The sequence below is a fragment of the Methylobacterium sp. UNC378MF genome, from assembly GCF_900103195.1.
Classification (GTDB): domain Bacteria; phylum Pseudomonadota; class Alphaproteobacteria; order Rhizobiales; family Beijerinckiaceae; genus Methylobacterium.
This window is the reverse complement of sequence record NZ_FMWU01000016.1, coordinates 30,549-50,805: the sequence shown is the minus strand read 5'-3', so window position 1 is coordinate 50,805 and position 20,257 is coordinate 30,549. Positions and strand designations below refer to the sequence as shown.

General features: G+C 66.7%; 21 protein-coding genes and 1 tRNA gene. 20 read left to right on the top strand and 2 right to left on the bottom strand.

Annotation, left to right across the window (positions count from 1 at the left end):
* Positions 1–24: 24 nt before the first annotated feature.
* Positions 25–546: a DedA family protein gene (locus BLT59_RS17585; protein WP_091782982.1), complete on the bottom strand. Its 522-nt coding sequence runs from the start codon at positions 544–546 to the stop codon at positions 25–27.
* A 132-nt stretch (positions 547–678) separates the two neighbouring features.
* On the opposite strand from BLT59_RS17585, the gene pdxY reads away from it, so the two are divergent.
* The 15 genes from pdxY (at position 679) to BLT59_RS17510 (ending at position 15,898) form a co-directional block, all read left to right on the top strand.
* Complete coding sequence (pdxY, locus tag BLT59_RS17580) at positions 679–1,527, top strand: pyridoxal kinase PdxY (protein ID WP_091782980.1); 849 nt, start codon at positions 679–681, stop codon at positions 1,525–1,527.
* 369 nt (positions 1,528–1,896) lie between these two features.
* Positions 1,897–3,177, top strand: coding sequence for a tetratricopeptide repeat protein (locus BLT59_RS17575; RefSeq protein ID WP_139174068.1), 1,281 nt, complete (start codon positions 1,897–1,899; stop codon positions 3,175–3,177).
* Between the two features lie 13 nt (positions 3,178–3,190).
* Entirely contained in the window at positions 3,191–4,564 is a 1,374-nt protein-coding gene (locus BLT59_RS17570; RefSeq protein WP_091782974.1) for a hypothetical protein, read from the top strand.
* A 194-nt stretch (positions 4,565–4,758) separates the two neighbouring features.
* Entirely contained in the window at positions 4,759–5,643 is an 885-nt protein-coding gene (locus BLT59_RS17565) for a PhzF family phenazine biosynthesis protein (protein WP_091782971.1), read from the top strand.
* Entirely contained in the window at positions 5,636–6,346 is a 711-nt protein-coding gene (locus BLT59_RS17560; protein WP_091782969.1) for an NUDIX hydrolase, read from the top strand. Before BLT59_RS17565 ends, BLT59_RS17560 begins: the two co-directional genes overlap by 8 nt.
* Positions 6,347–6,526: 180 nt before the next feature.
* Positions 6,527–7,495, top strand: coding sequence for an ABC transporter substrate-binding protein (locus BLT59_RS17555; RefSeq protein ID WP_091782964.1), 969 nt, complete (start codon positions 6,527–6,529; stop codon positions 7,493–7,495).
* Positions 7,496–7,616: 121 nt separating this feature from the next.
* On the top strand, positions 7,617–9,887 hold the full coding sequence (glgX, locus tag BLT59_RS17550) for a glycogen debranching protein GlgX (protein WP_091782961.1): 2,271 nt from the start codon (positions 7,617–7,619) through the stop codon (positions 9,885–9,887).
* A gap of 141 nt (positions 9,888–10,028) precedes the next feature.
* Positions 10,029–10,118 (top strand) — tRNA-Ser (locus tag BLT59_RS17545).
* 127 nt (positions 10,119–10,245) lie between these two features.
* Positions 10,246–11,454, top strand: a complete 1,209-nt coding sequence (locus BLT59_RS17540) for a tyrosine-type recombinase/integrase (protein WP_244514037.1) — start codon at positions 10,246–10,248, stop codon at positions 11,452–11,454.
* Positions 11,455–11,636: 182 nt separating this feature from the next.
* On the top strand, positions 11,637–11,993 hold the full coding sequence (locus tag BLT59_RS17535) for a hypothetical protein (protein ID WP_091782958.1): 357 nt from the start codon (positions 11,637–11,639) through the stop codon (positions 11,991–11,993).
* Positions 11,994–12,116: 123 nt separating this feature from the next.
* Entirely contained in the window at positions 12,117–12,344 is a 228-nt protein-coding gene (locus BLT59_RS17530; protein ID WP_091782955.1) for a helix-turn-helix domain-containing protein, read from the top strand.
* 213 nt (positions 12,345–12,557) lie between these two features.
* Positions 12,558–12,989, top strand: coding sequence for a hypothetical protein (locus tag BLT59_RS17525; RefSeq protein ID WP_139174067.1), 432 nt, complete (start codon positions 12,558–12,560; stop codon positions 12,987–12,989).
* Positions 12,990–13,215: 226 nt separating this feature from the next.
* The gene (locus tag BLT59_RS17520; RefSeq protein WP_091782949.1) at positions 13,216–14,127 is read left to right on the top strand and encodes a DUF7146 domain-containing protein; all 912 of its coding nucleotides are present in this window, start codon (positions 13,216–13,218) and stop codon (positions 14,125–14,127) included.
* Entirely contained in the window at positions 14,120–15,094 is a 975-nt protein-coding gene (locus BLT59_RS17515; protein ID WP_091782946.1) for an AAA family ATPase, read from the top strand. The genes BLT59_RS17520 and BLT59_RS17515 overlap by 8 nt, the downstream gene beginning before the upstream one ends.
* Positions 15,095–15,217: 123 nt before the next feature.
* Entirely contained in the window at positions 15,218–15,898 is a 681-nt protein-coding gene (locus BLT59_RS17510; protein ID WP_175544047.1) for a DUF3102 domain-containing protein, read from the top strand.
* Positions 15,899–15,960: 62 nt separating this feature from the next.
* Here the strand turns inward: BLT59_RS17510 and BLT59_RS17505 are convergent, their stop codons facing one another.
* Positions 15,961–16,176, bottom strand: coding sequence for a hypothetical protein (locus BLT59_RS17505; protein ID WP_091782941.1), 216 nt, complete (start codon positions 16,174–16,176; stop codon positions 15,961–15,963).
* A gap of 186 nt (positions 16,177–16,362) precedes the next feature.
* Here BLT59_RS17505 and BLT59_RS17500 point away from each other — a divergent pair, with 186 nt between their 5' ends.
* The 5 genes from BLT59_RS17500 (at position 16,363) to BLT59_RS17475 (ending at position 20,252) form a co-directional block, all read left to right on the top strand.
* A complete protein-coding gene (locus tag BLT59_RS17500; RefSeq protein WP_091782938.1) occupies positions 16,363–16,629 on the top strand; it encodes a hypothetical protein in 267 nt (88 codons plus the stop codon).
* 410 nt (positions 16,630–17,039) lie between these two features.
* Positions 17,040–17,705 (top strand): hypothetical protein, encoded by a 666-nt coding sequence (locus BLT59_RS17490; protein ID WP_091782932.1) that lies wholly within the window; start codon positions 17,040–17,042, stop codon positions 17,703–17,705.
* Positions 17,692–17,958, top strand: coding sequence for a hypothetical protein (locus BLT59_RS17485; RefSeq protein WP_091782927.1), 267 nt, complete (start codon positions 17,692–17,694; stop codon positions 17,956–17,958). The genes BLT59_RS17490 and BLT59_RS17485 overlap by 14 nt, the downstream gene beginning before the upstream one ends.
* A gap of 622 nt (positions 17,959–18,580) precedes the next feature.
* Positions 18,581–19,138 (top strand): terminase small subunit, encoded by a 558-nt coding sequence (locus BLT59_RS17480; RefSeq protein ID WP_091782924.1) that lies wholly within the window; start codon positions 18,581–18,583, stop codon positions 19,136–19,138.
* A gap of 1 nt (position 19,139) precedes the next feature.
* Entirely contained in the window at positions 19,140–20,252 is a 1,113-nt protein-coding gene (locus tag BLT59_RS17475) for a phage baseplate assembly protein (protein WP_091782921.1), read from the top strand.
* The last annotated feature ends 5 nt before the right edge of the window (positions 20,253–20,257 follow it).

Sequence of the window (20,257 nt, the reverse complement as noted above, 5' to 3'; positions counted from 1 at the left end):
GCCGGTTTCATCGGTCGAGCCGGGTCATCGGTCGAGCCATGTGAGTAGCCCGGCCCCGGGGGCCAGCAGCACGAAGGCCCAGACCAGGGCGGAGGCGACATTGGCCAGCTGGAACGGCAGCCGCGCCAGGCCGAGGATCCCGGCGAAGAGCGGGACCAGGGCGCGGGCCGGGCCGAAGAACCGCCCGAGTGCGACCGCGGCGATACCCCAGCGGCCGATGAAGGCCTCGGCCTTGGCCATGAGTTCGGGATAGCGCCGCAGCGGCCACTTGGTCTTCGCCCCCGGCCCGAGCCAGCGCCCGGCCTCGTAGGAGATCCAGTCCCCGAGGGCGGCGCCGAGCGCCGCGGCGATCACCACGGGCCAGAACGGGATGTCGGCGCCGCCGACGAGGGCCCCGATGCCGACCAGGATGACGGTCGCCGGCACGAACAGCGACAGGACCGCGATCGATTCGCAGAAGGCGAGGCCGCCGGCGATGACGGGGGTCCAGGCCTTGTGCGCCTCCACGAAGGCAAGGGTCGTGGTGCGGAGGGCTTCGAGGTCCATGGGCTCTGGATGGGGCTCTGGGGCAAGGAGGGTCGGTCCCATCTGAGGCGCGCGGGGGAGGGCGGCAAGGGACGGGGGTGCAGGCGGCGCCGGAACCGGCTAACCGTAGCGGGACGACGAGCGAGTCCTGCGTTGAACGTCCTATCGATCCAGTCCCACGTCGCCTACGGCCATGTCGGCAACGCCTCGGCGGTGTTTCCGATGCAGCGGCTCGGGGTCGAAGTCTGGCCGGTCCATACGGTTCAGTTCTCCAACCACACCGGTTACGGGGCGTGGCGTGGCCCCGTTTTCGACGCGGCGATGATCCGCGCGGTGGTGCAGGGCATCGGCGAGCGCGGGGTGCTCTCCACCTGCGACGCGGTGCTGTCGGGCTACATGGGCTCGGCCGAGATCGGTGCGGCGATTCTGGAGGCGGTGGACGCCGTGCGGGCGGCGAACCCGGGGGCGCTCTACTGCTGCGACCCGGTGATCGGCGACGTCGAGGAGGGCGTCTACGTGCGGCCCGGCATCGAGGCGTTCCTGCGCGAGCGCGCGGTCCCGGCCGCCGACATCCTCACTCCCAACCAGTTCGAACTCGGCCTTCTCACCGGGCTGCCGAGCGTCACCCTGGCGGAGGCTGCAGCCGCGATCGCGGCGCTCCAGGCGCGCGGGCCGCGGGTGGTCTTGGTCACCTCGGCGCTCTGCACCGATACGCCCTCCGACAGCATCGACCTGCTCGCGGGGTCGGAGGGGCGAGTGTTCCGCGTCCGCACCCCGCGGCTCGCCATCGCGGTGAACGGGGCGGGCGACTGCATCGCGGCCCTGTTTCTGGTGCACTACGCCCGGACCCGCTCGGCCGAGGCAGCGCTCGGCGCGGCGGCGGCCTCGATCTACGGTCTGCTCAAGCGCACCGCCGAGGCGGGGTCCCGGGAGATCCTGACGGTGGCCGCGCAGGAGGAATACGTGAACCCGAGCGCGCGGTTTCCGGTCGAGGCGGTCTGAACGCGACGGCATCGCGCGATCGATCTCCTGCCTCGGTCCAGGCGCCCCGTCGCTATGCGCACTGCCGCGCGCATCCCGCACCGTCGGGCGTTGACGCCTGCCCCAACACCGAAGCCGCGTCTGCCCCCGGCGACGCAGCGTCAACCTTAAGGCAATTACTGGGGAAAATTCAATCTTAACGAGAATAACACGTAGTGCATGCCGGTACGCGCGTGGCAGAAGCCGCAGATACGGTTCTTCGTCGATGGCCGCTCGCCCGTGCTCAGATTTCAAACGCAGATCAGCGAAACGATCAGCGCCCCAGCTCTCATTAAAGCTGCAGGAAAACTGTACGCCTCGCTGACACTGGCCTGCGCCGGGGCGCTGCTCATGATGATCGGGCCCGTCCGAGCCTACGACGAGGGCGACTGCGTTCGGCAGGAGACCGTTCCGGTCACCGTCGAGGAAGCTTACGGCACGTGGTCCGATATGGACGCGGCCCGCAAGCGGGCCTTGGACCGCATCAATCAGGTCGCCATCGGCCAAGTGATCGGCTTCGAGGTCAAGTCGTCGCGGGAGAATCGCGCGGAGATCGTGAACAGCGACGCCGAGCAGCGCTTCAAGCAATTCGAACAAATCAATCTCGCCGGGTTCGTCCGGGTCAAGGTCCTCGAAGAGACCCGCAAGGAGGCGGATGCCGGCGGCTCGCTCTCGATCAAGTCCGAGGTGACGGTCTGCGTGCCGAAGTCGCAGGCTGTGCGGAAGGAAGAGCAGGAGCGCGCGGATCGGCGCCTGCGGCCGCCGAAGCCTGTCGATCCGGCGAGCGCGGCCTGGTTCGATCCCGTTACCGGGCAACCGCGGGTCTGGTACTGGCGCGACGGCCTGAGCTACGAGTTCTTCGACAATTCCGGATTCCACCCGAGAACCGGCGACAAGCTGCTGATCGTCGATCGTAAGGTCGTGACCGAGTGGCGGCAGAGCGTCGAACGGGCGAAGCGGGAAGCCGTGGAGCGCGCCCAACGGGACGCGGCCCAGCGGGAGGCCGAGGCTCAGCGCCAGGCGAAGATCGCGCGTGCGGGCGATCTGTGCGACCAGTCGGCGGCCGGCCTGTACGATCCCGATCGCCCGAAGGCGCTGCCCGGTGTCCCATGGGACGTCCTGAAAGGGGCGGGAATCGAGGCGATCGAGGCCTGCGAGATCGCCGTTCGGCAATACCCGGAGGAGCGGCGTTACCGCTACCAACTCGCTCGGGCGTACCAGACGTCGGATCCGAAGCGGGCGCTGCCACTGCTGCAGGTGCTGATGCGGCAGAACTACCGCGCCGCCTACGACAATTTCGGTTGGGCTCTCTTGGACACCCGAGTCGGCCGTAACGATCTGGCAGGGGCCATCGCGAGCTTCCGGCAGGGCGCCACCCTCGGCGATCCGGACGCGATGGTCAGCCTCGCGACGATGATCTCGAAGGGCCGCGTCGAGGGAGCCGGGCCGGATGATGCATATCGGCTATTCAAACGTGCGGCATCGATGGGACACCGCGATGCGGCGGACGCAGTCGAACGCTTGATGGAAGGTCAGCGTCAGGCCGAGCAGCAGCGCCTTCAGAACGAGCAGGCGGCGCGCGCCTTCATGGGAATTGTCGGTGGTGCCCTGGGCGGCATCGGCCGGCGCTGATGGGAGTAACCGGATGACCGCGATCCGCAGCCGTTTCTTAGGTCTGGCCACCCTGATGCTGGCCGGCATGAGCGGGGCCGCCGCGCAGTCGCTCGCGCCGACCGGCACCGCGGAAGCGTCGGCCGGGCTCAATGGTGGCGCCCATCTGACCGCCGGCGCACAGCCCGCGTCGGTGGAGACGTGCTGGGCGGACTGGAAGGCGAAGGAGAAGCTTGAGGACGGTAAGAACGAGAAGACGAACGGTTACTTCGTCTACGTCGCCCACAGACAGGCTTCGGTCGACGAGCCCCCGGGTTCGCGGAACTGGCTCGTGGGCCGCAACGCGGCCTTTACCTATGCGGAGATCAGCACGCGGCAGGCGCTCGCTGAGGCGATGCGCTCGAACATGCGGTCGAGCCGGTCCGCGGCGATCAGGACCTTCGGCGGCGACGAGGCGCCGCCGTCGCTGCGGCCGGTCGTGGAGCGCCTCTCGATCGTCGACAAGTCGCGCGTGCTGGCCGACAAGGCTCTCGATGCCGAGATCAAGAAGTTCGATCCTCAATGGTCGGGGGGCACCGAGGCGCAGCGGCACGCGGCGATCGCCAGCGAGCAGTTGCGGATCGACCAGAGCGTCGAGCGCAGCGCCGAAATGTTTGCCTCCGGCGCCTTCACGGTGGTTCAATGCGAGGGCCCGAGTCAGGAGGACGGCGGCAAATACCATGTGCTGACCGGCCTGATCTGGACGCCGAAGCTCGCCGGGATCGCCGAGACGATCTGGAATCCGACATTGACGCTCCAGAAAGAGACGCCGCAGGCCCCCCTTCGGCAGCAATTCGAGGCGATCAAGGCCACGAATCCGGATTGGCTTGCCTATACGCTCGGTGCACGGGTCTTCACCGACGAGAATGGCGAACGCGTCGTGGTGGGTTTCGGCGTCGCGCCTCAGACCAGCCTGATGCCCGCCGATCAGAGCCGCGCGAGCTTGACGGCCATGGCGGCGATCCAGCGCTTCGTCAGCGAGCGGGTGGTCGCGAAGGCGAAGACCGATGAGGCCTACGAGAAGCGCGGGATGAGCGACGGCTCGACCCAGAGCTTCAACCTCGACGCCTTCAACCAGGAAGTCAGGGCCCAGGCCGCGGACCTTCAGCTGAAGGGTGCCACCGAAATTCTCTCATGGCGCGGGGAGCATCCCTGGTCGAAGGCGAAGATGCAGGTCGTGGCCGTCGCCTGGAGCCAGCGTTGGGCGGCGGATGCCGGTGCGGTCGGCCGGGCCATGGGCGCGGCTGAGCAACGCATGAGGCAGCAGGGCGGAGTGCCTAAGGCACCCGCCGCCGAAGAGGCGGTCGGCGGCACACCGGCCGCCGCTCCCGTGAAATCGGGCGCGGCCGTCTCGACCTCGGATTTCTGAAGCCCCCGCGAGCGGCACGAAGGCGGACCGCCTGATCGCCTGCCGATCAGGTGACCTGCTCCCGGCACCGAACGGGTGATAGCCGGCGGCTGCCAGACGTGACCTGAACCGGACCGTCGGCTACGACTCGCGCCGCCGACCCTTGCCGGCCGCGCGGCAGGCAGGTGGCAGCCAGAGCAGGAAGATCCGACACGATGGCGCGCCGCTTCGTCACCCTCGACGTGTTCACCGAGCAGAGGCTCGCCGGCAATCCCCTCGCCGTCGTCCTCGACGCGGAGGGGCTCGACACCGCCGCCATGCAGGCCGTCGCGCGGGAGTTCAACCTGTCGGAGACGGTCTTCGTCCTGCCGCCCCGGGAGGCCCGGCACCGGGCGTCGCTGCGCATCTTCACCCCCGCCCGGGAGCTGCCCTTCGCCGGGCACCCGACGGTGGGCACCGCCGTGCTGCTGGCGCTGCAGGACCCGACCCGGGGCGATGCCCGGGCCTTCGGCTTGGAGGAGGGGATCGGCATCGTCCCCTGTGTGGTCGAGACCCTGGCGGACGGGACCGGCGGCCGGGCCCGGTTCCGGCTCCCTCTCCTGCCGGACTATCTCGGTCCCGGCCCCGACCCCGCCGCGCTGGCGCGGCTGCTCGGCCTCGAGCCCGGCGATATCGGCACCGGCCGGCACGCGCCGAGCCGCCACGGCGTGGGGCCGACCTTCACCTGCGTGCCGGTGGCCTCGATCGCCGCCCTCGACGCGGCCCGGCCGGCCCAGGCGCCCGATCCGGCCGACGGGCTCTACCTCTACACCCCGGATCCCGAAGGCACCGGCCAGAGCTGGCGCGTCCGCATGTTCGCGCCGAATCTCGGTGTGTCGGAGGATCCCGCCACCGGCTCGGCAGCCTCCGCCTTCGCGGGGGTGCTGATGCAGTTCGAGGCGCTGGGCGACGGCACCCACGACGTGGCGATCCGCCAGGGCGAGGCGATGGGGCGGCCGAGCGACATCGCGCTCCAGCTCACGATCGCGGCCGGCGCCCTGCAGGGCGTCGAGATCGGCGGCGCCGCCGTGATCCTGTCGGACGGCACCCTGCATGTCTGAGGGCTTCCGGATCACCGGGGTCGCGGACGTGGCGGCGCGGTTCGTGGATCACGACTGGGCCTTCCCCCGCGCGCACGAAGCCGCCATCGCAGCCCACTGGCAGACCCGGCTGCAACGCAGCCCGGGCATGTTCGACGGCACCGTCCTGCTGTGCTGCGACCACACCGTCGCGGATGGGGTCGCCCGCCTCGACCTGTTCGCGACGCGCTACTCCACCTTCACCTACTACCGCGACATGCCCCACGCCGAGGCCGGCATCGCCAACGCCTTCGCGGCGATCGTGCCCTGGACGGCAGACGGCGCCGTCCTGCTCGGCGAGATGGGGGCCCACACGGCCAATGGCGGCCAGCTCTACTTCCCCTGCGGCACCCCGGACCCGGACGACGTGCGCGGCGCCCGTGTCGATCTCACCGGCAGCGCTGCCCGGGAACTCGCCGAGGAGACGGGTCTCGCGCTCCCAGCGGGGGCTGAAACCGCGTGGGTTCTGCTGGAGGGGGAGGGCCAGCTCGCCTTCCTGCGGCCGGTGCGCTTCCCCGAACCGGCCGAGCGGATCGTCGCCCGCATCGCCGACCATCTCGGCGGTGAGAGCGAGCCGGAACTCGCCGGGATGCACGTGGTGCGGGGCCTCGCCGACATCGATGACGCGCGGATGCCAGGCTTCGTGCGGGCCTATCTGGCGGACGCGTTTCCGCCCGCCCGCTGATCAACGCGGCACGCGGGGAAAGACGTTCGTCTCTCCGCGCGGCTATATCAGATGTCATTTTCCGCGTCGGCCGCAGATAATACAGATTTTCTTTTCATTGACCGCCTTCGCCGCAAGCATAAACTCGGCCTTCCACCGAACAGCCACGCATCGGGCGGGCAGCATATCGCGGCAGGCCCCATGCTCATCGGATCGCATCCGCGCCCCGCCGCTCCCCGGCTCGCCAGGGCGCTGCTCGCCGCACTGACGCTGGCCTCGGCGGTGGCCGCCCGCGCGGACGAGATCGTCCTGCGGGTCGGCGACCAGAAGGGCGGGAACCGGTCGCTCCTCGAGATCGCCGGCTACGCGAAGGATCTGCCCTACCGGAACGCGTGGTCGGAATTCCCCGCCGCCGCGCCGATCCTGGAAGCGCTCAACGCCGGCGCCCTCGATGTCGGCTATACCGGCGACCTCTCCTTCCTCACGGTCTATGCGGCCGGGGCACCGATCAAGGCGATCGGCGGCACCCGGTCTGACGCCCGGACGCAGGCCATCCTGGTCCGCCAGGACTCGCCGATCCAGTCGACCGCGGATCTCAAGGGGAAGCGGCTCGCCGGCACCCGCGGCGGCTGGGGCCAATTCCTGATCAGCGCGACCCTGGAGAAAGCCGGGATCGCACCATCCGAGGCTACCTTCGCGCCACTCAACCCGGTCGACGCCAAGGTCGCGCTGATGGCCGGCTCGGTGGATGCCTGGGCGGTCTGGGAGCCCTACGTCTCGTTCGCGACGCTCAAGGACAAGGCGCGCCCGATTGCGGACGGCGCGGGCCTGACGCCGACCCTCACCTTCATCGTCGCCTCGGACAGCGCCATCGCCACCAAGAGGGCGGCCCTGCAGGACTTCCTGAGCCGCCTGAACAAGGCCCGGCTCTGGTCGCTGGACCATCTCGATGCTTACGCCCGGAACACGGCCAGCCTGACCAAGCTGCCCGAGGATGTCCTGCGCGCGGCCTACACGGCGCAGCGGACCAGCCCGATCGCGCTCGACAACGGCGTCGTGAAGGAGGTTCAGGAGGCTTCGGACCGGGCGACGCGGTACGGCATACTGCCAAGGCCCCTCGACGTCGGGCGGGCCGTGGACCGGAGCTTCACGGCCGCGGCCTCGAACTGAAGGGCGGCCGCAAGGCACCCGTGATTTTTGCGGCAATGCGGGAGCTTCGCTGTTTGCAGCACGTTCTCCAGAGGCTCCCCGTCGCGGCACGTGCCCGGGCGGGTCGCGTTCCGGAGTGTTCATGTCCGATTCCCGACGTCCCGCATCGCAGGCCCGCGCGACCCGCTCGCGCATCCAGGAAGGCCAACCCTACCCGCTCGGCGCCACCTGGGACGGGCTCGGCGTCAACTTCGCCCTGTTCTCGGCCCACGCCACCAAGGTCGAGCTCTGCCTGTTCGACGATCAGGGCGAGCAGGAGATCGAGCGGATCGAGCTGCCCGAATACACGGATGAGATTTGGCACGGCTACCTGCCGGACGCCCGCCCGGGCACAATCTACGGCTATCGGGTCCACGGCCCCTACGAGCCGAAGGCCGGCCACCGGTTCAACCCCAACAAGCTGCTGATCGACCCCTACGCCAAGGGGCTCGTCGGCTCGATCACCTGGAACCCGGCCCTGTTCGGCTACCAGATGGAGACGGGCGACGACCTGACCTTCGACGAGCGCGACAGCGCACCCTACACCCGCCGCTCGCGGGTGATCGATCCCGCCTTCACCTGGGGGCGGCACCAGAAGCCGCTGGTGCCGTGGGAGAAGACCATCGTCTACGAGACCCACGTCAAGGGCATGACCAAGCTCGACCCGCGGGTGCCGGAAAAACTGCGCGGCACCTATGCGGGCCTCGGCACCCGGGACGTGCTCGACTACATCAAGAGCCTCGGCGTCACCTCCGTGGAACTGCTGCCGGTCCATGCCTTCGTGCAGGACGACTACCTCGAGCAGAAGGGGCTGGTGAACTACTGGGGCTACAACACGATCTCGTTCTTCACCCCCGCGCGGCGCTACGCGGCGGTACCGGACTTCGCCTTCTCCGAGTTCAAGGAGATGGTCTCGCGCTTCCACGGCGCCGGCCTCGAGGTGATCCTCGACGTGGTCTACAACCACACCGCCGAGGGCAACGAGAAGGGCCCGACCCTGTCGTTCAAGGGCGTCGACAACGCCTCCTACTACCGGCTGCTGCCGAACGATCCGCGCTACTACATCAACGACACCGGCACCGGGAACACCTTCAACCTGTCGCATCCGCGGGTGCTGCAGCTCGTCACCGACTCCCTGCGCTACTGGGCGCAGGAGATGCAGGTGGACGGGTTCCGCTTCGACCTCGCCACGATCCTGGGCCGCGAGCCCTACGGGTTCGACGAGGGCGGCGGCTTCCTCGACACCTGCCGGCAGGATCCGGTGCTCAACAACGTGAAGCTCATCGCCGAGCCGTGGGATTGCGGCCCCGGCGGCTACCAGGTCGGCGGCTTCCCGCCAGGCTGGGCCGAGTGGAACGACCGGTTCCGCGACGACGTCCGCGCCTACTGGAAGGGCGACGGCGGGCTGCTGCCGGATCTGGCGGCGCGCATCACGGGCTCGGCCGACAAGTTCAACAAGCGCGGGCGCAAGCCCTGGGCCTCGGTGAACTTCCTCACCGCCCATGACGGCTTCACCCTGCACGACACGGTCTCGTACAACGACAAGCACAACGAGGCGAACGGTGAGGGCAACCGCGACGGCCACTCGCACAACCTCTCGTACAATTACGGCGTCGAGGGTCCGACCGACGATCCCGAGATCCGGGCGGTGCGCCTGCGCCAGATGCGCAACATGCTGGCGACCCTGTTCCTGTCTCGCGGCACGCCGATGCTGCTCGCCGGCGACGAGTTCGCCAGGACCCAGAAGGGCAACAACAACGCCTATTGCCAGGACAACGAGGTCTCCTGGCTCGACTGGGGGGCGATCGGCGACGAGCAGCGGGATCTGGCCGAGTTCACCCAGCGCCTGATCATCCTGCGCAACGCCCTGCCGATCCTGAGCCGCGGGCGGTTCCTCACCGGCCAGTACGACGAGGAGTTCGGCGTCAAGGACGTGACGTGGCTGCGGCCGGACGGCAGCGAGATGGCGGGCGAGAACTGGTCGGACGGCGAGGCCCGGGCCTTCGCGGTCCAGCTCGACGGGCGCGCCCAGGCCACCGGCCTGCACCGCCGCGGCGGCGACGCGACGCTGCTGATTATGTTCAACGCCTATCACGACCTTGTCACGTTCACGCTGCCGGAATCGGTCGGCGGCGTGGCCTGGACGCGGCTTCTCGACACGAATCTGCCCGACAGTCAGGACGTGGAGAGCTTCAAGTTCGGCTCCGGCTACGACGTGACCGGGCGCTCGCTCCTGATGTTCGTCCTGAAGCCCGAGGACAGCCCGGGCGTCGAGGACAACGCCATGGAGCGCTCCTACCAGCACGTGATGCAGGCCTTCGAGCGGGCGAACGTGGAGCATGTCCGCTTCCACCTCGAGGACGCTGAGGGGTGAGGGACGCGGCCGGGCGGTTTTCTCAGCCCCCGGCCGTCTGCGCCTTGCGCCGGACCGCGCACCCGGCTAACAGCACGGCACCGCGCGGCCCTGGCCGCGCCCGGCGCGCCGCGGGCGCGCCCGGGTGCCCGGTTCGCGGACGGAGGGGTGGCCGAGTGGTTGAAGGCGCACGCCTGGAAAGTGTGTATACCGGAAACGGTATCGCGGGTTCGAATCCCGCTCCCTCCGCCAGCTACCTGTTCGTAGCCATTCGCCACAGACCACTAAAGCACTCAAAAAGCTAAGTAATCCACTGCTCGCCTTCCGCAGCGGTTCGCTGGCGTTCGCCCAAATCCGCGTTTATGATGTGGATAGCATCATGGGTGCGAATGCCATGCTGGGTAAGCTCACCGCCCTCGGAGTCGCCAAGCTGAAGGCCCCCGGCATGTACGGGGACGGCGGCGGCCTGTGGCTTCAGGTCTCCGGCAAGGGCGGTAAGAGCTGGGTCTTCCGGTATACGCTTCGCGGCAAATCCCGAGAGATGGGGCTTGGCCCGGTGAGCACGTTCTCGCTGGCTGAGGCCCGCGACAAGGCGCTGACCTGCCGGAAGCTCTGCTACGAAGGCATCGACCCGATTGAGATGCGGCGTGGGCAACGCCAGGAAGCAGCCGTAGAGGCCGCGAAGGCGATCACCTTCCGCACCTGCGCCGAAGGCTACATCGAGTCTCACAAGGCTGGATGGCGCAACGACAAGCACGCCGCGCAGTGGACGGCCACGCTGGCGACCTACGCCTACCCGGCGTTCGGCGACCTGTCGGTGCAGGCGGTTGACACCGACTTGGTGCTCAAAGCCCTGGAGGCGATCTGGACCACGAAGCCCGAGACGGCGACACGGGTGAGGGGGCGGATTGAGTCCGTGCTGGATTGGGCCGCGACGCGCGACTACCGGCGCGGAGAGAACCCGGCACGGTGGAAGGGCCACCTCCAGAACCTGCTGCCGAAGCGGTCGAAGGTCCGGAAGGTCGAACATCACGCCGCTCTGCCGTTCAAGGACGTTCCTGCGTTCATGAAGACGGTGGCGGCGCAGCCAGGCGTCGCCGCGAAGTTGATGGCCTTCACGATCCTGACGGCCGCGCGCACGGGCGAGGCGCTAGGCGCTCGCTGGCATGAGATCGACTCGGAGGCCGCGGTCTGGGTCATCCCGGCCGAGAGGATGAAGGCCGGCGCTGAGCACCGCGTACCGTTGTCAGCGGCGGCGACGACGCTCCTGGCTGAGATGCGGGGCCTTGACGACACGTTCGTGTTCCCGGGCGGGCGGCGCGGCAAACCGCTCTCCAACATGGCCATGCTGGTGCTGCTCCGGCGGATGGAGCGTACCGACATCACGACCCATGGCTTCCGCAGCTCGTTTCGGGACTGGGCCTCTGAGATCACGGACTTCCCGTCCGAGGTGGTGGAGATGGCGCTCGCCCACACCGTCGAGTCCAAGGTGGAGCGGGCGTACCGGCGCGGCGACCTGTTCGAGAAGCGGCGCGAGCTGATGAAAGCTTGGGCCACCCATTGCTTAGCCCAGCTCACATCCGGCTAACAGGTATGCGGCAAGCTCCTTCACTAGCTCAGCGCACGCACGACTGGATCGCTGGCGTCCTCGACGCGGTAGAAGCCAAGGTTGAAGAGCTTACGCCTGCAGCGGACTCAGTTGCTGAACGCTCGACTTGGTCGTCAGTGTCTGAGGCGGGACGGCGGCTTCTCCAAACTGCAGATCGATTAATGCAGTCAGATCCAGAGACCGCCGAGGCCATCGTGTTTGACCTCGCCCAGATGCTGAGGGGCCTGCTGGAAGGATCTCGCTTCCTTGCCGAGGCTCAGATTGAGATGTCCGCACCGACTGTCCAGGCAGCCAAGGCTCGTGAGGCGCGCGAGGATAAGCGCAACAAGGATCCCCAGGTCCAAGCCTTTCATCGCGCGTTCGACGATGCACTCGTAGGCAAGACGCCTGAGAAGATTGCTTCTCGAGAATTTGTGGGCTCCATCCGGAAGACGATCAATAATGCGCTGACCGATGCCGGCTTCAAAGCGGTCAGCGACGACGCGGTTCGACGCCGGCTCAAGAAACTGCGCTCTTAAGATCGCGGAATGATTTAGCGCGGTCTTAAGAGCGCGGAAACTTGACTATTGAGCAAATAAGCTCTTAGCGCCAGTATTCGCCTGTCTTCGCTGGCAACCCGGCGAAATTAGAGGACAGCAGCCATGAACACCGAGAGGTTTCAGGCGGCGCAGGCAGACCTGCGTCCGTCAACGCTGAAGCTTTTGCATCGGCCGAACGAGGTCCGCGAAGCGCTCGGCATTGGTACTACCACGCTCTACCGCCTGATCGGCGAGGGCAAGTTGAAGGCGGTCAAGATCGGGAGCGCCACACGGATCACCGATGAGTCCCTACGCGCCTTCACGGCCGCGCTTGAGATGGAGGCCGCTTAGCACGATGGCCTATAGAAAAGGTGAAGCCCGCACGGCTCTGGCAAGCCGGCGGGCCTCGGAATTCTCGGTGGGCACCGATGGTTCTGAGATAGCACCCACCCCGCTCGAAATCCAGACCGCGCGCATCCGGGCTCGGTACGATTTCAGTCCCAGCCTCGCCGCGGCAATCGCGGAACTGGCGTTCACCTCCTCCGGCTCATGGAGGGCGACGCGGTGATTGAGCGCGCGACCCCAATCCACGCAGCCGAGATCAACAGCACGTTGGTTCGCTTCTTCTGCGGGCCGGCCACTGGTCCTGATATGCCGTGGCACGCCCATGAGGATTTGCTGGCGGCGCTTGCGCTGCCACGCGACCTGCGCCGCGCCCTGAAGGCGGCCCTTCTGAAGAGTTGGAAGGAGGTTTGCCACACCGTCGAGGTCGACGGCGAGCCGGTGCTGATCGCGCCGCACTTTGTCGCTCAAGGCCTCATCGGCATGGCCCAGGAGATCGGGAAAGGCGTCACCACGACGCCCGACATCGTCGACCGTGAATATGCTCGGGCTGGTGTTGCCGCGATGAACGCGCTCACCGCGCACCTGCCGGCGGCAGGAGATCGTTTCACCTGGGCGATGCAGGCCTTCCACAATCAGGGAGGCACAGAATGACATCGCCTCTCCACCACTCGCGCGCCTGGACTGGCGCGCCTCTCGTCCAAGACGCCGTTGCCGAGCGGTGCAACGTGGCCGCCGCCTACGCAGTAGCGGCTGCGAACCTTGCGGCGGTCGGCGACACTCCCGGCATGGTGCACAGCTTGGCGTGTGCCGGCCGCGCTATCTTGGCCGCCACTGAGGCCGCAGCAATCCTCCGCCCCGCTGCAGCGGAGGCGCCACGATGATAAACCTTCGCTCCGTAGCGCGTGCGCTCGGCGGCGAGGTGGTCGGCCGGGGCATCATCTGTCCCGGTCCGCACCACAGCCACCAGGATCGCTCTCTTAGCATCCTGTTCGACGCCTCGGCGCCGGGCGGGTTCACCCTGCACTCTCACGCAGGCGATGACTTCGGCGCCTGCCGTGATCACGTTCGCGACCGGCTCGGGCTCGAAAGCTTGCACAATGTGCAGACTTTCAGACGCGCTCCGCAGACGATCAATCCTGACAATGTCGGCCATGATCCAAGTTTGGATCGTGCAGCGCTCGCCCTACGGATCTGGCGGGAGGCTCAGCCAGCAGCCGGCTCGCCCGTCGAGGCCTACCTCGCCAGTCGGGGCCTCAGCCTACCCGCCGACGCGCATGACGTGATCCGGTACACGCCGGCCTGCCCCTTCGCGGGCAGCCGGACCCCGGCGATGGTCGCTCTCGTCCGGAACGTCGTGACTGACGTACCGCAGGCGATCCACCGCACGGCACTCACCCTCGAAGGTCAGAAGGCTGTCGTGAACGGCCGCGACCGCCTCGCCCTCGGGAGCTTTCGCGGCGCCGCCGTAAAACTCACCGCCGACGCCGAGGTGACGATCTGCTTAGGCGTCGGTGAGGGGATCGAGAGCACCATGTCCCTTCGAGGTGTCCCCGAATTTGGGGACACCCCTGTCTGGGCCCTGCTGAACACGGCGGGCGTCTCCGGCTTCATGCCCCTGCCGGGCATCGAGTCCTTGTGGCTGGCCGTCGACCATGATCCCGGCGGGGAGAAGGCCGCCAATACCTGCGCCGGCCGCTGGCGGTTCGCCGGCAAGGAGACGTTCTTGGTTAAGGCCAAAGTGCGTGGCGCCGACATCAACGACGTCACCAGGGAGGTGCGGCATGGTTGAGGCCGCTTACACGATCGAGCACTTCGCGCCGGATCACGGCCGCGCCAGTGAGCCCGACGGTGAAGACCTGAACTTTGAGACCGTCACCCTCGCGGGCCTGTTGCGCGAGACGCTGCCACGACGCGAGTTGATCCTCGCGCCTATCATCCCAGTCCGCGGCCTCGCCATGCTGTTCGCCGGCCGCGGCACCGGCAAGACCCACGTCGGCATGGGGATGGGCTATGCCATTGCGTCCGGCGCTACCTTCCTCCGGTGGCACGCCGCCCGGCCGCGGCGGGTGCTCTATGTTGACGGAGAGATGCCGCAGGAGGCCTTGCAGGAGCGTGCGCGCTCCCTGGCCGCCGCGACTCCGTACAGCCCGCCGGACGAGAGCTACTTCACGATCCTGCCGATGGACCGGCAGAAGCTCGGCGTGTCTATCAACCTGTCGAAGCCGGAGCACCAGGCCGCGCTGGAGAAACACCTCGACGGCGTCGAGTTCATGGTGATCGACAACATCTCAACGCTCGTGAACGGCGGCCGGGAGAACGACGCCGACTCCTGGGACGCGATGCAGGCGTGGCTGCTGCAGCTGCGCCGCCGCGGGGTGAGCGTACTGCTGATCCACCATGCCGGTCGCGGCGACAACGCCCGTGGCACCTCGAAGCGGGAGGACGTGCTGGACACCGTGATCCAGCTCAAGCGCCCCGAAGATTACGACATGGAAGAAGGTGCCCGCTTCGAGGTGCACCTCACTAAGGCCCGCGGTGTTGTCGGCGACGATGCGCAGCCGTTCGAGGCCAAGCTCGATGTGGTCGACGGCGTCGATTGCTGGACCTGCCAGGTGTTGCGCGACCGCGAACTTGACCGCGTGGCCGACTTGTCGGGCGAGGGCATGAGCGTCCGGGACATCAGCGCGGAGCTGAACCTCAGCAAGTCGAGGGTGCAGCGGATGCAAGCCAAGCTGCGCGCCGAGGGGCGGTTATGAGCCCGTTTCGAGGTGTCCCACTGTCCCACGCACTAGGGATGGGACGAGTGGGACACTTTCAGCGCACGCTTGATGGGACGGCTGGGACACGTGGGACAGTTGGGACAGCAGGGAGAGATTGAGATGACGCATTCCAATATCGCCGGAGCCATCAACGCCGCCCATGCCGGTGTCGAGGCCGCCAAACGCGAGGGCGCCCGCTACGCCGTCGAGTGCGGTCGGCTCCTCGCCCAGGCCAAGGAGACCGTTCCGCACGGAGGCTGGGACACCTGGCTCCGACTGAACACCACGGTCTCGCCCCGCACGGCGCAGCTCTATATGCGGATCGCCCGGCACGTCGAAGGTGACCCGGCAAAAGCGCAACGCGTTGCGGGTTTGAGCGTGCGTGAGGCGGCGGCCGAGGCGACTGGGCCGAAGCGGGCTGCGGCATCTCGGAAGCCGCTATCGCCCGAGGTCGAGCATGACTTCAGTGAGTTGAAGCAGGTCTGGGACGAGGCGAAGGACAACCCTGATTGGCAGGAGGGAGCGGCCCGCGAGCTATTCCGCATCGGCTACATCACCAAGCCGCAGCGGAACGACATCATCCGCGGGGTTTGGGCAAAGCACTACGCTCATCTGACCGATGCGGATCGGAAGGAAGCTGCGAAGCGCGTGGCTGAGATGCTGGTCGAAAAGATCCCGCGGGAGACGCTGCTTAAACTCATTCCCAGGCTCAAGAACGTGCCGGCCAGCGATATCGCGATTGCTATGGGGGACGTGCAGGAGGCTCGAAGGGAACAGAAGGCGCTGCGGCGGCCGGGTTGAAGAGCCGGATCCGAAACTTGGGCTAGGGGGAGACTGGCGCTGACCGGGAGGTTGCCCGGCTCCTACGCGCCTCGCATCGCGTTGCCGCTTTCTGCCAGCGCAGCGGCTTCCAGATGGTCGACCGCAACCGGCTTCATCGCGTGGTCGAGGACGCTTACTGTCCAGCCTTGTCGGACCAAGCGGTCACGCTGCTCATAGGCCACCCAGGCCGAAGCGCAGCGTAGGGTCTTCCGCCCCCGGCCTTTCAGTGCCGCGTCGATTTTGTAGGTCTGCAGCACGTGCGCCTCCTACTCAATTCTGAGCCAACCCTAGCACCGGGCCTCAGACCCGGTTTTCGGACGTGCAGATGCACATTCCGCGAGGTCGGTTAACGCACGATTAACCATAGAGGCCGCTTGTATTAATCAGGGCTCGGCAATTGCATTGGAGCGTTTCTAAGCCCGCATGTTCCAAGGTATATTCTGATGTCGGACGAGTTCACCCCCTTTTGGACATTGCTCGCGGTTGCTGAAAATCAGCTTCAATGGGGCACGGAGCCCGACACGATGGAAGCGGCGGCGCGCGCCCTCGCCAAGCGGAGGCCAGGCAGCATCGTTGCCGAAAGCCTGACCGAGCGGGCGGATTACCTCAGGATGATGCGTTGCCAGTCCTCCAAGGCAAGAGCCGAGTTCCTGGGCATCAACATCCCCCACACCGGTCCCATGCAAGCCATGGCCTTCTTCAACAATTAGATGTGCGACAGAACAACGCGGTTCTGATGTAACAAAACACAACAGCGAACAACTAGGCATAACAGCGAACGACGGCGGACGACTGAACGACACAAGTCGTGTGCTTGCTTTTATGGACCGCCTTGTACCACATCTTAGGGTATCACTTGCACACGGAGTGCGCCCGAGATGTCCGCCGACCGTATCGAGTTCTCCGAGCCCGTCCGCTTCAGGGCTGAGCCCGGCCTGAACCATGCCGTTGCCCGCGCTGCCCGTCAGGCTCGTACCTCGTCCGCCGAGTGGATGCGCCGCGCGCTCCGCGAGCGCCTTGCCGCTGACGGTGTAGCTCTGCCTGCCCTGGACGGTGGCGACGGACCGCGCACCCCTCCCGCCGCTCCGGCCATGCGCCAGGCTGCTTGAGGGAGATCGGCATGAACCTCCCGATCGCCAACATCCGCCAAGACCGGCACGTCGCTTCCTACGTCAGCCTCGGCCGCAGTCGTCCTGACCTGAAGACCGTTCTGCCAGCCTCACCGAGAACCGCCGCTCAGATCCTCGCCGAATGTGATGCCACACAGGTCGAGCGTGAGGCTCTGGAAGCCAGTCGGCCCGACGTGCTCCTGAACGGCACCTCCGACAACGTGGCCAACCTCGACCACCGCATCGCCGTCACCAAGGTCCGGCTCGACCAACTGCAGGTTCAGCACGCGGCTGCGGTGATCGCCGAGGCCGAGGCCCAAGCTGCGCACGAGACTGAGCAGAAGCGCCGCAAGGATCTTTACGGCAAGGCCATGAAGGCCAGCGCTGAGGTCGAGAAGCTGGCCGCCGAGTACGTCATCGAGGCAGAGCGTCTGGTGCCGCTGTTGGCGAAGATCCGTGAGCGCGCCGCTTTGATCGAGGCTGCCAACTTCGCCTTGCCTGACGGCGCCGAGCCGGTTCCACCCGGCGAGCCCCGCTGCAGTTGGAACGGCAGGTCTGACCAGCCGCACAGCACAATCGCCAGCCGCGTGAAGCTGCCCGCTCTCGGGACCGACGCCGGCTTCATCTGGGGCGAGGTCGTCCCGCTTCCTGGGAGGATCACCTATGACCCGCACTGAGATCGAGGACGGCGCTGCCTGGGCCTGCCGTGTCCTCCGGAAGCCTGAGCCGGCAATCGCCGAACGCAAGCCCACTCAGGCCGAGCGCATCGCCGCCTGGTCGGCTCGCAACCGCGAGGCTGAGTCCACGGCCACTCAGACCCGCTCGGCCGTCGAGCAGACCCGTCGCGATCTGCACGTGCCCGGCTCGGCCTTCACGGTTGGCGCTGAGCGCTATGCCGCTGACGGCTCCCGCTGGCAGCGCGTCGCCTGAATGGAATTGCGTGGGTCCAGCCCGCAAGGGCCTCCTACCCACGCCATTGAGGGCGATGCAGTCAGTCCAACATCGGAAAGCCAGCCTGTCCCTCACACCCATGGCCATGGAGAGGGATGCCAAGGCCGGCAGGACTGCACTCCCTGACCAAGCAGGGACCATCGGAGATCGCGGCGGTGGGGTCACCCCGCCGCGGTCTCTCCCGAGATCGAGGACGTCACCATGACCACCGGCACGTCACTCCATCTGCTGACGGTCTTCGTGATCATCGCCGTATTGCTGGTCCATCGCACCTCTCCTTTGCTGAGAACTGCAACTTCCGCGCCGACACAAACATGCCGGGCCGACTCGCCCAATCAATGGAGGCCGTCGTGGTTAAAGAAACCTTGCCACGGGACCGGGCCGACATCCGTGATGTGCTTCACGCTCGCCGTCTTGGAGTGGGGCTGCATCGCTTGAGGAAGGTGGGACCCAACAGGGATCTCTGCACGGAGGGTGCCCTGATGCGAGTCCCCGGGTCCTTGTCTGGGGTGGTCAGGCCCGAGGGTCGGCGCGAGCGCAGCTTGTCTCTAGGTCCAGAGTTTCAAAACCACTTTATGTTATTTATTCCGAGGCCTGACGCATGACCGAAGTCGTCTCGCGCAATGATCTAGCCAATCAGCTTGGCGTCAGCTTGCCGACAGTCGACTCTTGGGTTCGACGCGGCTGCCCGATCTTGAAACCTGGTCGCCGTGGCGTCGCTGCGCAGTTCGATCTGCGCGCCGTCCGTGGATGGGTCGAGCGGTACATCTCGACGGGGCGGGTTGTCCGGCACGAAGGGCAGACTTTCCAGCTGCCGTCGAACGAGCAAGCGCTACTTGTCAAAGCATTCGGCCACCTCATCAAGGAACATTACAGCCGCATAGCAGAGGCCGCCTTCGCGATGGGCTTAACCTCGAAGCAAATTTTCGCACTTGAATATGTGTCCGCCACTCACATCGGCGAATGCATGGCCGACTATCTCGCTGAAAATGGCATCAGCGATTTCGTGATGGACCGGTATAACAAGCCGAACACAGAGCCCGATTGGGATCGAGTCGCTGCCATGCGTGGCGAAGCCTACGATCACGATGATTTCGAGCGCTATTTCAACGAAGTCCAGGAGCGCATCGTTCGTCTGCCTCGAACCGGAGAGGCCTGACATGCCCAAGCCGCAAGAAGTCGCCTCCATCAAGGTGAAGGGCAAGAGCTACCTGAACTGGCAGACGGTGTCGGTCACCAGGAGCGGCGTCGAGCTGTTCCCGAAGTTCGCCTTCACCGCGGCGGCGCCGGCCGAGAGCGCTCCGGACTTCGCCTCCATGAAGCTCGGGATTGGTGATGCTTGCGAAGTGCTTTTGGGCGGCCGCCAAGCCGTCTCCGAGGGCCGCATCACCGGCCGGCAACCGGCATACGATGCCCGCGAGCACGGCCTGCAGATCACCGGCACGACCCGCTCGCAGGTGATCGCCCGCGCCACCGTCGACCACAACCAGGGCGAATTCAAAGGCTACACGTTGGCCCAGATCGCGAACTCGGTGCTCAAGCCCTACGGCATCAAGTTCAGCCTGAAGGGCGACACGTCCGATGCGGACAAAGTTTTTTCGAAGATCAACGTGCAGGCTGGCGAGAGCGTGTTCGCCTTCATCGAGCGCTTGTGCCGATTTCGGAACATCTACCTGCTGCCGGGCGAGGGTGCGGACATCGTCGGCTACCGGCTGAAGCCTAAGGCCGGTGCCATCGCCGAGCTTGAGGAAGGCAGAAATGTCTTAGCGGCCAGCGCTGTGTTCGACTATGCGGACGCCTTCTCCGAGATCCAGTCCATCGGCCAGCAGCCCGGCAACGATCAGACCTTCGGCGATGCGTCCAGGGACGTGACCGGTCTGGTGAAAAACTCGGCTGTCACCGAGCACGCGCCATTCCACTTCATCGCCGAGATGCCGGGCGATCAGGCCGACATGAGAATGAGAGCCGCACACGAGAACGGCTTCAATCTCGCCAACCAGATCAACGTGAACATCAAGGTCCAGGGCTGGTTCAAGGACCAGAACACTCTCTGGCTAGAGCACATCGGCGATGTCGTGTCGGTCTACTCGCCAATGCTGTTCACCAAGGACCGCATGTCGCTGGCGATCCAGGCGGTGACGTCATCGCAAGGGCCGCAGGGCACCACCACCGACATCAACCTCGTCTTGCCGGAAGCGTACAACGGCGGCGGTCAGACTCAGTCCAGCGGTGCACAAGGCTCCGGCGGCACCCCTGCAGGGCTCTACACCTGAGCGCC

Excerpts from the sequence above, each read along its gene's own strand:
- BLT59_RS17530 (WP_091782955.1), top strand. The coding sequence starts at position 12,117 with ATGAACACCGAGAGGTTTCAGGCGGCGCAGGCAGACCTGCGTCCGTCA.
- BLT59_RS17490 (WP_091782932.1), top strand. The coding sequence starts at position 17,040 with ATGAACCTCCCGATCGCCAACATCCGCCAAGACCGGCACGTCGCTTCC.
- BLT59_RS17515 (WP_091782946.1), top strand. The coding sequence starts at position 14,120 with ATGGTTGAGGCCGCTTACACGATCGAGCACTTCGCGCCGGATCACGGC.
- BLT59_RS17535 (WP_091782958.1), top strand. The coding sequence starts at position 11,637 with ATGCAGTCAGATCCAGAGACCGCCGAGGCCATCGTGTTTGACCTCGCC.
- BLT59_RS17510 (WP_175544047.1), top strand. The coding sequence starts at position 15,218 with ATGACGCATTCCAATATCGCCGGAGCCATCAACGCCGCCCATGCCGGT.
- BLT59_RS17585 (WP_091782982.1), bottom strand. The coding sequence starts at position 546 with ATGGACCTCGAAGCCCTCCGCACCACGACCCTTGCCTTCGTGGAGGCG.
- BLT59_RS17555 (WP_091782964.1), top strand. The coding sequence starts at position 6,527 with ATGCTCATCGGATCGCATCCGCGCCCCGCCGCTCCCCGGCTCGCCAGG.
- BLT59_RS17500 (WP_091782938.1), top strand. The coding sequence starts at position 16,363 with ATGTCGGACGAGTTCACCCCCTTTTGGACATTGCTCGCGGTTGCTGAA.
- BLT59_RS17480 (WP_091782924.1), top strand. The coding sequence starts at position 18,581 with ATGACCGAAGTCGTCTCGCGCAATGATCTAGCCAATCAGCTTGGCGTC.
- BLT59_RS17540 (WP_244514037.1), top strand. The coding sequence starts at position 10,246 with ATGGGTGCGAATGCCATGCTGGGTAAGCTCACCGCCCTCGGAGTCGCC.
- BLT59_RS17570 (WP_091782974.1), top strand. The coding sequence starts at position 3,191 with ATGACCGCGATCCGCAGCCGTTTCTTAGGTCTGGCCACCCTGATGCTG.
- BLT59_RS17560 (WP_091782969.1), top strand. The coding sequence starts at position 5,636 with ATGTCTGAGGGCTTCCGGATCACCGGGGTCGCGGACGTGGCGGCGCGG.
- glgX (WP_091782961.1), top strand. The coding sequence starts at position 7,617 with ATGTCCGATTCCCGACGTCCCGCATCGCAGGCCCGCGCGACCCGCTCG.
- BLT59_RS17565 (WP_091782971.1), top strand. The coding sequence starts at position 4,759 with ATGGCGCGCCGCTTCGTCACCCTCGACGTGTTCACCGAGCAGAGGCTC.
- BLT59_RS17575 (WP_139174068.1), top strand. The coding sequence starts at position 1,897 with ATGATGATCGGGCCCGTCCGAGCCTACGACGAGGGCGACTGCGTTCGG.
- BLT59_RS17475 (WP_091782921.1), top strand. The coding sequence starts at position 19,140 with ATGCCCAAGCCGCAAGAAGTCGCCTCCATCAAGGTGAAGGGCAAGAGC.
- BLT59_RS17485 (WP_091782927.1), top strand. The coding sequence starts at position 17,692 with ATGACCCGCACTGAGATCGAGGACGGCGCTGCCTGGGCCTGCCGTGTC.
- BLT59_RS17520 (WP_091782949.1), top strand. The coding sequence starts at position 13,216 with ATGATAAACCTTCGCTCCGTAGCGCGTGCGCTCGGCGGCGAGGTGGTC.